The 13543-nt window shown below is 65.5% G+C and carries 15 protein-coding genes; 9 read left to right on the top strand and 6 right to left on the bottom strand.

Annotated features, from left to right (window positions below; translation table 11 throughout):
* Positions 1-87: 87 nt before the first annotated feature.
* Complete coding sequence (locus SKZ59_RS19790) at positions 88-525, top strand: META domain-containing protein (protein ID WP_319992720.1); 438 nt, start codon at positions 88-90, stop codon at positions 523-525.
* Positions 526-544: 19 nt separating this feature from the next.
* Here SKZ59_RS19790 and SKZ59_RS19785 read toward each other — a convergent pair whose 3' ends face one another.
* Positions 545-964: a hypothetical protein gene (locus tag SKZ59_RS19785; protein WP_072454672.1), complete on the bottom strand. Its 420-nt coding sequence runs from the start codon at positions 962-964 to the stop codon at positions 545-547.
* A gap of 132 nt (positions 965-1096) precedes the next feature.
* Between SKZ59_RS19785 and SKZ59_RS19780 the strand changes: the two genes are divergently transcribed.
* Positions 1097-1807 carry an HAD-IA family hydrolase gene (locus SKZ59_RS19780; RefSeq protein WP_219328282.1) on the top strand — a complete coding sequence of 237 codons (711 nt, stop codon included), beginning with the start codon at positions 1097-1099 and terminating at the stop codon, positions 1805-1807.
* Here the strand turns inward: SKZ59_RS19780 and SKZ59_RS19775 are convergent.
* The 5 genes from SKZ59_RS19775 to ssuE are packed head-to-tail and all read right to left on the bottom strand — an operon-like array spanning position 1764 to position 6244.
* Positions 1764-2594: an ATP-binding cassette domain-containing protein gene (locus SKZ59_RS19775; protein WP_319992719.1), complete on the bottom strand. Its 831-nt coding sequence runs from the start codon at positions 2592-2594 to the stop codon at positions 1764-1766. The two genes, SKZ59_RS19780 and SKZ59_RS19775, sit on opposite strands and share 44 nt — an antisense overlap.
* Before the next feature lie 25 nt (positions 2595-2619).
* On the bottom strand, positions 2620-3411 hold the full coding sequence (ssuC, locus tag SKZ59_RS19770) for an aliphatic sulfonate ABC transporter permease SsuC (protein ID WP_319992718.1): 792 nt from the start codon (positions 3409-3411) through the stop codon (positions 2620-2622).
* 1 nt (position 3412) lies between these two features.
* Positions 3413-4573 carry an FMNH2-dependent alkanesulfonate monooxygenase gene (gene ssuD, locus SKZ59_RS19765; RefSeq protein WP_034757207.1) on the bottom strand — a complete coding sequence of 387 codons (1161 nt, stop codon included), beginning with the start codon at positions 4571-4573 and terminating at the stop codon, positions 3413-3415.
* Positions 4574-4594: 21 nt separating this feature from the next.
* Positions 4595-5599 (bottom strand): sulfonate ABC transporter substrate-binding protein, encoded by a 1005-nt coding sequence (locus SKZ59_RS19760; RefSeq protein WP_413774578.1) that lies wholly within the window; start codon positions 5597-5599, stop codon positions 4595-4597.
* A 24-nt stretch (positions 5600-5623) separates the two neighbouring features.
* Positions 5624-6244 (bottom strand): NADPH-dependent FMN reductase, encoded by a 621-nt coding sequence (gene ssuE / locus SKZ59_RS19755; RefSeq protein ID WP_319992717.1) that lies wholly within the window; start codon positions 6242-6244, stop codon positions 5624-5626.
* 254 nt (positions 6245-6498) lie between these two features.
* Between ssuE and SKZ59_RS19750 the strand changes: the two genes are divergently transcribed.
* The 7 genes from SKZ59_RS19750 to SKZ59_RS19720 all read left to right on the top strand — a co-directional run bounded on the left by SKZ59_RS19750 (position 6499) and on the right by SKZ59_RS19720 (position 13513).
* Complete coding sequence (locus SKZ59_RS19750) at positions 6499-7713, top strand: acyl-CoA dehydrogenase family protein (protein ID WP_319992716.1); 1215 nt, start codon at positions 6499-6501, stop codon at positions 7711-7713.
* A 147-nt stretch (positions 7714-7860) separates the two neighbouring features.
* Positions 7861-8688, top strand: a complete 828-nt coding sequence (locus tag SKZ59_RS19745) for a MetQ/NlpA family ABC transporter substrate-binding protein (protein WP_319992715.1) — start codon at positions 7861-7863, stop codon at positions 8686-8688.
* A gap of 3 nt (positions 8689-8691) precedes the next feature.
* Positions 8692-10083: an LLM class flavin-dependent oxidoreductase gene (locus SKZ59_RS19740; protein ID WP_319992714.1), complete on the top strand. Its 1392-nt coding sequence runs from the start codon at positions 8692-8694 to the stop codon at positions 10081-10083.
* A gap of 28 nt (positions 10084-10111) precedes the next feature.
* On the top strand, positions 10112-11098 hold the full coding sequence (locus SKZ59_RS19735; RefSeq protein WP_319992713.1) for an aliphatic sulfonate ABC transporter substrate-binding protein: 987 nt from the start codon (positions 10112-10114) through the stop codon (positions 11096-11098).
* 6 nt (positions 11099-11104) lie between these two features.
* Positions 11105-11929, top strand: coding sequence for an ABC transporter permease (locus SKZ59_RS19730; RefSeq protein ID WP_319992712.1), 825 nt, complete (start codon positions 11105-11107; stop codon positions 11927-11929).
* Between the two features lie 15 nt (positions 11930-11944).
* Positions 11945-12679, top strand: a complete 735-nt coding sequence (locus tag SKZ59_RS19725; protein ID WP_319992711.1) for an ABC transporter ATP-binding protein — start codon at positions 11945-11947, stop codon at positions 12677-12679.
* Positions 12680-12754: 75 nt separating this feature from the next.
* Positions 12755-13513, top strand: coding sequence for a hypothetical protein (locus SKZ59_RS19720; protein WP_319992710.1), 759 nt, complete (start codon positions 12755-12757; stop codon positions 13511-13513).
* Positions 13514-13543: the final 30 nt, after the last annotated feature.

Here is a 13543-nt window from a genome sequence, read left to right as displayed (position 1 = left end):
CAAAATGGAAACGATCACCGCTGCCGTGCGCTGAGCGGCGCAAAAAACCTGCTAGTCTGCAGGCATTCCCCCTCACAGGAGCATCCCATGCCGCATCGCCTGAAATACATCCCCCTCGCCGCCGCCATCGCCATGGCCGGTGGCTGTGCCGCCACCAGCGACAGCGCCAAGCCGAACGCCAGCCTGACGAATACCTACTGGAAGCTGACGCAGCTCGATGGGACTCCCGTGGCGATGGCGCCGCAGCAGGAACGCGAAGTGCGCATCACCCTTACCGCCGATGGCAAGGTCACCGGTTTCACAGGCTGCAACCGCGTCATGGGCGGCTATACGCTGGCCGGCACGGCCCTGCGCTTCACGCAACTGGCCGGCACGCGCATGGCCTGCCCGCCCCCTTTGATGCAGCTGGAAAGCGCCGTACTGGCCAATTTGAACAGCGTGACGGGCTACCAGATCGAAGGCGAGAAGCTGATCCTGCTCAAGGATGGCGCGCCCGTGGCCAGGTTTGAATCGGTGTACCTGTAGGCTGTCGTCCGGCAGCAGGTCAGATGACCTTGAAGATTTCCAGCCCCCGCTGATTGCGCAAGCAGTACACTTGCTCAGATTGAAATGAGACGACAAATTTGCAGGGGCTCGATTCCACCAGGCAGGCAACGACTTCGCGCAAGGTGCTGCTGCAGGCATTGTATTCATCGCTGTTGTAGCGGAAATTGATCCTGTACTCCACCCGCCAGTCCTGCGGCGACGGCAGAAATTCGGCAAGCACGCAGTCAGGGCTGGCGCTTCCCATACCTTGCTCAATGCTCCTGATACGGACATAAAAACTCAGGCCCGACTCGGGGAACCAGCCATTGAAGCCCCTGTCGCTCGGCTCGACGTCCTGCGCCCCGCAGCGCGTCAATACGTCGGTCAATACCCCTTGCTCCAACTGCGCATCCGCTTCCAACGAAAACTCGATTGCCACTATCTGTCCTTGTCCGTATCTTGCCGGCCACGATGACCGGTGCGCTGAATGTAGCACAGCACGCATATTGCGCTTTCACCTTACAATGGGCGCTTGCAAAAAAGCCTCAACCAACCCGCCTGGAAGGAAGCCATGTCCGCACTGCCCTCGCCGTCTTCATCCCCGACACCATCGGCCGCCGGCCGCTACCGCGCTTTTCTGTTCGACATGGACGGCACCGTCATCAATTCCATCGCCGCCGCCGAACGCATCTGGGGCACGTGGGCGCAGCGCCAGGGCCTCGACGTGGCGGCCTTTTTGCCCACCATCCACGGCGCGCGCTCGGTCGACACCATCGCCAAACTGCGCTTGCCCGGCGTCGACGCGCAGCGCGAGTCGCAAGGCATCACGGATGCGGAAATCATCGATGTGGAAGGGATTATTGAAATCGCGGGCGCGCTGCGCTTTTTGGAATCGCTGCCGCCCGCGCAATGGGCCATCGTCACCTCGGCGCCGCGCGCGCTGGCCACTGCCCGCCTGAAGGCGGCCGGCATGCCGATACCCGCCATCATGGTGACGGCGGAAGACGTCAAGGCAGGCAAACCAAAACCCGATTGCTATCTGCTGGCCGCTGAAAAACTGGGCGTGGCGCCCTCCGACTGCCTGGTGTTCGAAGATGCGTCGGTCGGCATCGAGGCGGGCGAAGCGGCCGGTGCGAAGGTCATCGTCGTCACGGCCACGCATGCGCATCCGCTGGCAACGCGCCACCCGGCCATCGTCAATTATGAAGCCATCGTGGCAAGCGTCGATAGCGACGGCTTTATTGTCCTTGCCGAGACGGCTGCAGCACGCGCGACAAGATAGCCTGCTCCAGCGCGGCGAAGGCCGCATGGCCGCGCTGTCGGGGGCGCGGCAAGTCCACCGGCACGTCCATGGTGATCTGGCCATCCTCGATCAGCAGCACCCGGTCGGCCAGGGCCACGGCTTCGGCCACGTCGTGCGTCACCAGCACGGCCGTGAAACCGCGCGCCAGCCATAGCGACTCGATCAGCTGCTGCATCTCGATGCGCGTCAGGGCGTCGAGCGCCCCCAATGGCTCGTCGAGCAGCAGCAGTTGCGGCTCGTGCACGAGGGCGCGCGCCAGCGCCACGCGCTGCTTCTGCCCGCCCGACAGGGCAGATGGCCAGTCATTTGCCCGTTCGGCCAGGCCCACCGTCCACAGCGAGGCGGCCGCCGCGCCGACGGAACGGGGTAGCCCCAAGGCCACGTTGTCGAGCACCGTCTTCCATGGCAGCAGACGCGATTCCTGGAACATGATGCGGATGTCGGGCGCGCCCACGCCGCTGCCGATGGCAACCTTGCCGTCATCGACGCTTTCCAGTCCCGCGATCGAGCGCAGCAAGGTGCTCTTGCCGCAGCCGCTGCGCCCGACGATGGCGACAAACTCGCCCGCTTCCAGCTGCAGGTCGACGTTTTTCAGCACCGGACGTTCGCCATAGGCCTTGCTCAATTGCGTCAGCTCCAAAGGCACGCCACGGCGCGCCAAGGGAGCTTGCGGCGCGGCCTTGGCCTGCGGCGGCGCACTGGCCGGGTCGTATTGCACGAAATGCGACAAAAAATCCGTTTCGATCTGGATGGGGGCAAGCAGCATGGTGTCTTCCTTCGTCATTTCGTCACTATCGGTAAGCGGGATTCCAGCGCAGGCAGTGGCGCTCCAGCCGGCGCGAGAACAGATCTGCCAGCTTGCCCAGCAAGGCGTACAGCAATATCCCCACCAGCACCACGTCCGTTTGCAAAAATTCGCGCGCATTCATCGTCATGTAGCCGATGCCGGCCTGCGCCGAGATGGTTTCGGCGACGATCAGCAGCACCCACACGAGGCCCAGCGAAAAGCGCACGCCAACCAGGATGGACGGCATGGCGGCCGGCAGGATCACGTCGCGGTACAAAGGCCAGCCCGAGAGGCCATAGCTTTTCGCCATTTCGATCAAGCCCTGGTCGGCCGAGCGTATGCCGTGGAAGGTGTTCAGGTAGACGGGAAAGAAGACGCCGACGGCCAGCAGGAACAGCTTGGCCGTTTCATCGATGCCGAACCACAGGATCACCAGCGGAATCAGGGCCAGCGCGGGGATGTTGCGCACCATTTGCAGTGTCGTGTCGAGCAGGGTTTCCGCGTGGCGGAAGCTGCCCGTCAATAAGCCCAGCAGCAAGCCCAGTCCCGCACCGACGGCGAAACCAACCGTGGCGCGCCACAAACTCGTTTTCAGGTGCAGCCACAATTCGCCCGACACGGCCAGGTGCCAAAACGCTTTTGCCACGGCCCACGGCTCGGGCAGGATGCGGCTCGACAGCCAGCCCCACTGCGCCGCCAGTTGCCAGGCCAGCAGCAGGGCCACGGGCAAGGCCCACGGCGCCAGCGAATCACGCCACGGCGCGCCGCCTGCCCGTCGTATGGAGCCGGCCGCCATCTCAGGCCGCCTTTTTCTGCGGTGCGGCAGGCACGATATTGCTGGCCATGACTTCGCCGAAGGGGCCGCTCAAGGACTGCTCACCCACGGCCTTGCCCTTGCCCAGCAGCGGGAACACCAGTTCGGCAAAGCGGTACGACTCTTCCAGATGCGGGTAGCCCGAGAAAATGAAGGTGTCGATGCCCAGGTCCGCGTATTCCTGCATGCGCGCCACCACGGTCGGGCCGTCGCCGACGAGAGCCGTGCCCGCGCCGCCGCGCACCAGGCCCACGCCGGCCCACAGGTTGGGCGATACTTCGAGCTTGTCGCGCCGCCCGCCATGCAGGGCCGCCATGCGCTGCTGGCCCACGGAATCCATCTTGCCGAAGGCCGCCTGCGCCTTGGCGATGATGTCATCATCGAGGTGGCTGATCAGTTCATCGGCCGCGCGCCAGGCCGCCTCGTTCGTTTCGCGCACGATCACGTGCAATCGGATGCCAAACCGGACTGTGCGGCCTTTTTTTGCCGCGCGCGCGCGGATGTCGGCGATTTTCTCGGCCACGGCGGCGGGCGGCTCGCCCCACGTCAGGTACACGTCCATCTGCTCGGCCGCCAGTTCATGCGCGGGCTCCGACGAGCCGCCGAAATACAGCGGTGGATACGGCTTTTGTACGGGCGGATACAGGGTTTTCGCGCCCTTCACCTGGATATGCTTGCCCTCGAAATCGTAGCCGGCGGCGCCGCCCTCGCCCGCGAGCGTGGCACGCCACACCTTGATGAATTCATCGGAGATTTCATAGCGCTTGGCGTGGTCGGCAAACAGGCCATCCGCTTCCAGCTCGCCCTGGTCGCCGCCCGTGACGACGTTGATCAACAGGCGCCCGTTCGACAGGCGGTCGAACGTGGACGCCATGCGCACGGCCAGGCCCGGCGTGGACAGGCCGGGGCGGATGGCGACGAGGAACTTGAGCTTTTGCGTCACGCTGATCAGCGACGACGCCACCACCCACGCATCTTCGCAGGATCGGCCCGTCGGCAGCAGCACGCCGTCGTAGCCGAGCGTGTCGGCGGCCACGGCCACCTGGCGCAAATAATCGGCATCGACGGGACGCGCGCCCTGCGACGTGCCCAGGTAACGGCTGTCGCCGTGGGTAGGGATAAACCAGAAGACATTCAATGACATGGTGCGCTTTCCTTTGCTTGTTTATTTTGTGCTGGTGGCCAGCTGGCGCGCCGGCAGCAGCGCGTCCTTGACGACGATCGGTTTCGGGATCAGCTTCAGTCCGGAAAACGCATCGGCCACCCTTTGCTGCGAAGCGATGACATCGACCGACACGGGTTTGACGCCATACGCATAGCGCGAGGCGGCCAGCGCCACGACATCCTTGCCCAGCCCCGTCTGTGCCGACAGGATCGTCGCCACTTCGTCCGGATTGTTGCGGCCCCAGTCATCGACCTTGGCCACTTCATCGAGCACGATGCGCAGGATCTCGGGATTTTTTTCCGCATACGTGCGCGAAGCCAGGTAGAACTGGTAGTTCGCCACCAGGCCCTTGCCATCGGCCAGCACGCGCGCGCCCAGCTGCTTTTCGGCGGCCGCCAGGAACGGATCCCAGATGGCCCACGCATCCACGCTGCCCCGCTCGAAGGCGGCGCGCGCATCGGCCGGCGGCAGGAACACGGGCTGGATGTCGGCGTACGCGACACCGGCCTTTTCCAGCGCTTTCAATAACAGGTAGTGCACGTTCGAGCCCTTGTTCAGGGCGATTTTCTTGCCCTTCAAATCGGCCAGGGTGCGCAGGCCGGATCCCTTGGGCACGACGATGGCTTCGCTGGCCGGCGACGCCGGCTCATTGCCGACGTAGACCAGGTTGGCGCCGGCCGCCTGGGCAAAGATCGGCGGCGCCTCGCCCACAGTGCCGAAATCGATGCTGCCCACGTTCAAGCCTTCCAGCAGCACGGGGCCGGCCGGAAACTCCGTCCATTTCACGCCCACGCCCTGTTCGGCTAGGCGTTTTTCCAGGGTGCCGCGCCCCTTCAGCAGGGTCAGGGTGCCGTATTTCTGGTAGCCGATGCGCACCTGGAGCTCCCCTTTGGCCTGCGCCTGCGCCGCGGCCGGCATGCCGGCCGCCATCACGCCGGCAGCGGCGGCAAACAGCAGGCCCAGGGTGGTACGGCGCGAGAGTCGTTGTGCGTGGCGGTGTGTCATGGCAGTTCCTTGGTCGGTGAATAATCAGGCGGCTTGATAGTGAGGCGCATACGGCTGGTCTTGCAGCGAACGTACGGGGTGCGCAATATCGGCTGGCGCGGGCGGACGCTGTCCCTGCAGTACGAACAGGCCGGTGGAGAGCTCCTCGATGCCGGCCTGCACGCGGTCGGCAATCGGCGCGTCCAGGCTCAGGCCCCCTTCTTCGTGCCACGCCAGCTGCTGCGCATTGGCATAGATGCTGGTGAAGACTTGCTTGGCGCCCAGCGCATGGAGCACGGGACGCAGCGCATAGTCGAGCGCCAGGGTGTGGGCATGGCCGCCGCCCGTGGCCAGCGGCAGCACCAGCTTGCCGGCCAGGCCATCTTGCGGCAGCAGGTCGAGGAAGGCTTTCAGCAGCCCTGTATACGACGCCTTGTAGATGGGCGTGGCGATCACGATGGCGTCCGCATCGGCCACGGCGCGCACGGCGCGGGCGATCGCCGCATCGTCGTAGTCGGCCAGCAGCAAGGCGCGCGCCGGCAAGTCGCGCACATGCAGCTGGGCGTAGCTGTGGCCCTGCAGCGCCAGCTGTTCGCCGATATGCAGCAGCAGGCGGCTGGAACTCGATGGGAGTTGCGGGCTACCGCCCAATAACAAGATGCTCATGTGATGCCCGTCCCTGTAGGTTGTCGAAAGCGGCGTTGTTCGGATGCTTGCAGCCTATCGCCATCAGAAGCCCAGTAAAACGAATGCTTTCGCGCTTCGATATGCGTTTTTTGACTATCCGGGCCTGACGCCCCGCAAGCGAAGGCGCAGGTCCCCGCATGCCTTTTTTCGCATATCCATGCGCGGTTTTCTTCGTGTACGGCGCACGCGGAGCGGTGCAATATCGGCGTCATCGTCTTTCTGGAATCTCACTCATGTCTAGCGTTTTTCTCCATGCCGCCCGTCCCCAGCCGCCTGTGCCGGAACCCCTGCAGGACGCCATCAGCATCGCCACGTCGCTGGCCGCACGCCTGGCCGAAACGGCCAATGCCCGCGACCAGGCCGGCGGCCATGCGGCGCAGGAACGCGAATGGCTGCGCGAGTCCGGCTTGCTGACCCTGTCGATCCCCGTGGAATTCGGCGGCCAGGGCGCGTCGTGGCCCCTCGTGTACGAGGTGATCCGCATCCTGGCGCGCGCCGACAGCGCGCTCGCGCACGTCTTCGGCTTCCACCATTTGCAGCTGGCCGGCTTGCAGCTGTATGGCAGCGCGCAGCAGCAGCGCCGCCTGCTCACCTTGACCGTCGACGAGCGCCTGTTCTGGGGCAATGCCTTGAACCCGCTCGACAAACGGGTCACGGCCAGCGACAGCGGCGACGGCTATATCCTCGACGGCATCAAGAGCTTTTCTTCCGGTTCCGTGGGGTCCGACTGGCTGACCGTCTCCGCCTGGCACGCGCCCACACAGACGGCGCTGATCGCCGCCTTGCCCACGCGCCAGGATGGCGTGACCGTGCAGGCGGACTGGGACGCCTTCGGCCAGCGCCAGACGGATAGCGGCAACGTGCACTTCCAGAATGTCGCCCTGCCGCGCGAACTGGTGCTGCAGGCGCCCGCGCAAGCGGCCACGCCGCAAGCGACCGTGCGCTCGCAGATCGCACAACTGATCATGAGCAACCTCTATCTGGGCATCGCCGAAGGCGCGTTCGAGGCGGCGCGCCAGTACACGGACGAGCAGGCAAAAGCCTGGTTTGCCTCGGGCGTGGCCAAGGCAGCGGACGACCCCTTGGTGCAGCACCGCTATGGCCAGCTATGGCTGTTGCTGCGCCCCGCACAAGTGCTGGCCGACTTGGCGGCGCAGGAACTGGAAAAAGTGTTCCACAAGGGCGCGCTGGTGACGGCGCGCGAACGGGGCTTGCTGGCCGTGTCCGTGGCCGAAGCCAAGTGCCTGGCGCACAGGGCGGGACTGGAAATCAGCAGCCAGATGTTCGAACTGACGGGCGCCCGTTCCACCTCGGCCCAGTATGGCTATGACCGCTACTGGCGCAACGTGCGCGTGCATACCCTGCACGACCCCATCGACTACAAGCTGCGCGACCTGGGACGCTTTGCCTTGACAGGCACGGTGCCCGAGCCGACGGCTTACTCGTAAAACCACGGCTTGGGCGAATCGATACATTTACGCCGTAGGCTATTCAGCGGACTTCCGGGGTCAGTCGCTTCGCGATCGGAATACGTCCCATTGGACGTATTTCCCCCGGCGGGTCTGACCCCAGTTCTTCACTAAGCAGGAGTTAACATGACCATCACCCGCCGCAGCATCCTCCTCACCGCCCTGTCACTCGCCCTGGCCGGCGGCTTCGTCCACGCCAAGGACCCGAAAGACATCACCATCGGCACCAGCGCCGGGCCGTATGCGGACCAGATCAAGCTGGGCATCAAGCCTATCCTGGAAAAGCAAGGCTACAAGGTCAAGCTGGTGGAGTTCAATGACTACATCCAGCCGAACTTCGCGCTGGCCGAGGGTTCGCTCGACGCCAACGTGTTCCAGCACATCGTCTACCTGAAGAAATTCGCGCTGGAGCACAAGCTGGCCCTGACGGACCTGATCACGATCCCCACGGCACCGATCGCCATCTACAGCAAGAAGCACAAGACGCTGGACGACGTGAAGGAAGGCACGACGGTGGGCTTGCCGAACGATCCGACCAACCAGGCGCGCGCACTGGTGCTGCTCGACCAGCTGGGATGGATCAAGCTGCGCGCCAGCTTCGACCCCGTGCGCGCGTCGGAAAAGGATATCGCTGTCAACACGAAGAAAATCAAGCTGCTGCCGCTGGAAGCGGCGCAGCTGCCACGTTCGCTGGGTGACACCGATTACTCCTTCATCAACGGCAATTACGCGCTGGCGTCGGGACTGAAGCTGACGGAGGCGCTGGTGGCCGAGAAAATCTCGCCCAACTACATCAACCTGGTGGCCGTCCGCACGGCGGACAAGGACAAGCAGTTCGCCAAAGACCTGGCGGCCGCCTACCGCTCGCGCGAATTCCTCGACATCACAAACAAGCACTTTGCCGGCTATTCGAAACCCGATTACCAGCAAGCGTTGCAGACGGCAGCCAAATAAGCCATGGCGAAGACGATACGCTTCAACGCCTTCCAGATGAACAGCGTCGGCCACCAGTCGCCGGGGCTGTGGACGCATGCGCGCGACCGCAGCCACCGCTACACGGATCCCGCGCACTGGACGGAATTGGCGCAACTGCTGGAAGCGGGCCTGTTCGACGCGGTGTTCCTGGCCGACGTGCTGGGCGTGTACGACGTGTACCGGGGCAGCCTCGATGCGGCCCTGGAACACGGCGTGCAGGTGCCGCTGAACGATCCGCTGGCGCTCGTGCCCATCATGGCGCAAGCGACCACGCACCTGGGTTTCGGCGTCACCTGCGCCCTCACCTATGAACACCCGTACACGTTCGCGCGGCGCATTTCCACGCTAGACCACCTGACGGGTGGGCGCATCGGCTGGAATATCGTCACCGGCTATTTAGACAGCGCGGCGCGCAACCTGGGCTTGAGCCAGCAGCTGGGCCACGACGAGCGCTACGACCTGGCCGACGAATACCTGGACGTCGTCTACAAGCTGTGGGAAAAGAGCTGGGATGACGACGCCGTCGTCAACGACAAGGCACGCGGCATCTACGCCGATCCGGCCAGAGTCCATCCGATCAACCATGCCGGGCGCCACTACCAGGTGCCCGGCATCCATTTGTGCGAGCCGTCGCCCCAGCGCACGCCGCTGCTGTACCAAGCGGGCACCTCGCCGCGCGGCACGCGCTTCGCGGCGCGCCACGCGGAAGCGACCTTTGTCAGTGGCCCCAGCAAGACGGTGGTGAAACGCTACGCCGACGACTTGCGCGCCGCCGTGCGGCAAAGCGGGCGCGATGGCGACGCGCTGCTGATCTACGCGCAGGCGCTGGTCATCACGGGCGCCACGGAAGAAGAAGCGCGCGCCAAGCATGCCGGCTACCTGCGCCACGTAAATATCGAGGCGGCCCTCGTGCTGCTGTCGGGCTGGACGGGCGTCGATTTCAGCCGCTACCCGCTCGACGCCACCATCGACTACATCGATTCCCCGGCCGGCCGCTCGGCGCTGGCCTCGTTCAGCCAGGCCGATCCGGATCGCACGTGGACGGTGCGCGAAGCGGCCGAATACATCGGCCTGGGCGGGCGCGGCCCCGTGCTGGTGGGCGATGCGCGCCAGGTGGCCGACCAGCTGGAAAGCTGGCTCGATGAAACGGGCATCGACGGCTTCAACCTCGCCTTCGCCGTGGCCCACGACAGCATGGCCGACGTGGTGGAGCACATCGTGCCGGAACTGCAGCGGCGCGGCCGCTACCGCACCCATTACGAGGAAGGCAGCTTGCGCCACAAGGTCTTCGGCCGGGGCCCGCGCCTGCCTGCCGATCACGCGGGACGCCTGGTCAGCATCGCATCCGCCGCCGACGCCCTGGCAGCGGCCTGACATATCCGATTCCCCGTTCAAGGACACCATGAAACGCAGAACCATCTTGCAACTGGCCGCCAGCGGCGCCACCCTCGCCGCCTTGCCCGGCCTCACCCGCGCCGCGCAAGCGCCGCTGAAGGAGCTGCGCCTCGATTACGCCCATTATTCGCCCGCCAGCCTGGTGCTGCGCCGCTTCGGCTGGCTGGAAGAAGCGTTCAAGCCGGACGGTACCAGCATCAAGTGGGTGCTCAGCGCGGGCAGCAACCGCGCGCTCGAATACCTGAACGCCAACAGCATCGACATCGGTTCGAGCGCCGGTCTGGCCGCCCTGCTTGCCCGCGCCAACGGCAATCCTATCCGCGCGCCGTATATTTTTTCACGCCCCGAATGGACGGCGCTGGTGGTGCGCAAGGATAGCCCCATCCGCAGCCTCGCCGACCTGAAGGGCAAGAAGGTGGCCGCCACCAAGGGCACCGACCCGTATCTGTTCCTGCTGCGCGCATTGAAGACGGCGGGCCTGAAACGCGGCGATATCGAACACGTGAGCCTCCAGCATGCCGACGGCCGCGCGGCGCTGGAGCAGGGCAAGGTCGATGCCTGGGCCGGGCTCGATCCGCACATGGCCGCCAGCGAACTGGAAGCGGGGTCGCGCCTGATCTACCGCAACGTGGCGTTCAATACCTACGGCTTCCTGAACGTGCGCGAGGAATTCCTCGCCAGCCGCCCCGCCGAAGTGGGCAAGGTGATACAGGCCTACGAACGGGCGCGCTCCTGGATACGCGCCAACCCAGCCGAGGCGGCGAAGATCCTGTCGGAGGAAGCGAAGGTCAGCCTGCCGGTGGCGCTGCTGCAGGTAAAACTGCGCAGTGACTTCAGCAATCCGCAGCCTTCGAACGAACATGTGAAGGCCCTGCTGGTGGCCGCGCCCATCCTCGTCGATGAAGCGCTGGTCAAGCCCGGCGCCGACTTGAACCGCGCCATCGCGGACTTGGTCGACACGCGCTTCGCCGCGCCCTTCATCGGCAAGGCGTAAGCGGCCATGGCCAGAGACACGCTCGCCGCGCCGGCACAGGCCCACGACACGGGCGTCCGGCGCAAGCTTCCTCCCTTGCCGCGCGCGGCGCTCGGCCTGCTGCTGCCCGCCCTGGCGCTGCTGGCGGCGGAACTGGGCGTGCGCACGGGCGCCATTCCCGCCAACCTGCTGCCGGCGCCCAGCGACATCGCCGCCACCATCGCCGGACTGGCACGCCAGGACCTGGCCGGCCATGTGCTGGCCAGTACCGCGCGCGTAGTCATCGGCTTTGCGGGCGGCGCGCTGCTGGCCATCGTGCTCGGTGCGGCCGTGGGCTTGAACCGCACGGTGGAGGCGATGCTCGACCCCACGTTCCAGGCCTTGCGCGCCGTTCCTTCGCTGGCCTGGGTGCCCTTGCTGCTGCTGTGGCTGGGCATCGATGAAGCGCCGAAACTGGTCCTGATCGGCATCGGCGCCTTCTTCCCCGTCTACATGGGCGTGGCGTCGGGCATCCGCGACGTGGACCGCAAGCTGATCGACGCGGCCCGCATGTACCGTTTGAGCCGTCCCGCGCTGGCGCGGCGCGTGCTGCTGCCGGCCGCGCTGCCCGCCATCTTCACGGGTCTGCGCAACGGTTTGAGCCTGGCCTGGATGTTCATGGTGGCGGCCGAGCTGATCGCCGCCAGCCGGGGCCTCGGCTATCTGCTCAGCGACGGGCGCGAAACGAGCCGCGCCGACATCGTGCTGGCGGCCATCGTGCTGCTGGCCGTGCTGGGCAAGGCCAGCGACAGCCTGATGCAGCGCCTGGAGACCCGTTTGCTCGCCTGGCGCGACAGCTATGCCACCACCTGACGAAAGCACCCACGCATGACTGCCTTGCTTGACATTGCCATCCACGACAAATCCTATGGTGCGCGGCGCGTGCTGCACAATCTGCAATTGCAGCTGCACCGGGGTGAGATCGTCAGCCTGATCGGCGCCAGCGGCTGCGGCAAGAGCAGCCTGCTGTCCATCGTGGCGGGACTCGATACGGACTTTCGCGGCACATTGCGCATGGGCGGCAAGCCGCTGGCCGGCGTGCACGCCGACATCGGCCTGATCTTCCAGGAACCGCGTTTGTTTCCCTGGCTGACGGTGGCGCAAAACATTGCCTTCAGCCTCGGTGCCGGCGGCGCAGACGATCCCAGGGTCGCGCAGCTGCTGGAGGAAGTGGGCTTGCAAGGCCATGCGCACAGCCTGCCCAAGCAGCTGTCGGGCGGCCAAGCGCAGCGCGCGGCGATTGCCCGCGGCCTGTTTGACCAGCCCCGCATCCTGCTGCTGGACGAACCGTTTTCCGCCGTCGACGCTTTTACGCGCATGAAGCTGCAGGACTTGCTGGCCGCCGTCGCCGCGCGCCATGGTTTGAGCGTGCTGCTGGTGACGCACGATATCGATGAAGCGCTGTACCTGAGCGACCGCATCGTCATGCTCGATACGCGCGCCGGACCGCCACGCGCCCATTACGACGTGGCCGCGCCCCGCCCCCGCGTGCGCACGCCGGCGGCGCAGGCGCAATTGAAGGAGACCATCCTGGGCGAATTGCACGCCGCGCACGCGATCTGAGGCTGGCTCGCCGCCCCAGTGACAAGCCTGGTCATTCATGTTAGCTTGCCATGGTAAAAACAAACAGGCGGCTACGTGCACTTTTCCTTACTTACCGTCCTCGCCATCCTGGCCCTCGGCCACAGCGCGGCGCACGCCGATGCGCCGGCCGACACCGGCCAGGCGGTCCACGTCAACAGCATCCGCAATCCGGAATTGAAATCGTATCGCGTGATGACGGCCGGCCTCGATGCCTTTGACGACCACCATGCACTGGCGCCCAAGGCGCGCGAAGTGCGCTTCCAGCTGATTCCGGGCCCCGGCACTCCGGCGGACATCATGCAGGACGTGGCCTTGCGCATCGCCGGCAACGACACCACGATCACCGTGCCCCTGTCGGCCGATGGCAGCTTTGTGCTGCCTCGCAGCGCGCAAGCCGACAGCGAAGATGCGGACCTGGTCACCAACAGCAAGCAAGGCCAGTTCCGCTGGCAGGCCAGCGTCCGCAGCGACGGTGTGCCGCCCGGCATGCGCCGCCTGGGCGACCTGCGCCTGCAATGCCAGGTGACGGTCGCCATCGCCAAGAAAGAGATCCCATTTTTGATACGCACCCTGGTCGCCACCAAGCTGCGCACCACCGACTGGTGCTCCGCCGACGCGCTCAAGATGGGCACGCACAGCGATCCGGCCATCGCCAGCGCCACCCTGCTCGATGGGGAGCGCCGCGTCGCGCTGCAGGTGAAAAATGGCGGCACGTCCTTCCTGGCGCCCGTGGGCGATACCCGCTATGCGGACGATACCCTGATCGAACTGGTGTACAAGGACACTGGCGATGCGCGGCCCGCACCCTTGTGACGTTTGCGTCCAGCCCCGTTCCGTGTCAGC

The sequence above is a fragment of the Janthinobacterium sp. GMG2 genome (assembly GCF_033949445.1).
GTDB classification, from domain to species: domain Bacteria; phylum Pseudomonadota; class Gammaproteobacteria; order Burkholderiales; family Burkholderiaceae_D; genus Janthinobacterium; species Janthinobacterium aestuarii.
The sequence above is the reverse complement of the archived record's forward strand: the minus strand, read 5'-3'. Positions and strand labels throughout refer to the sequence as shown.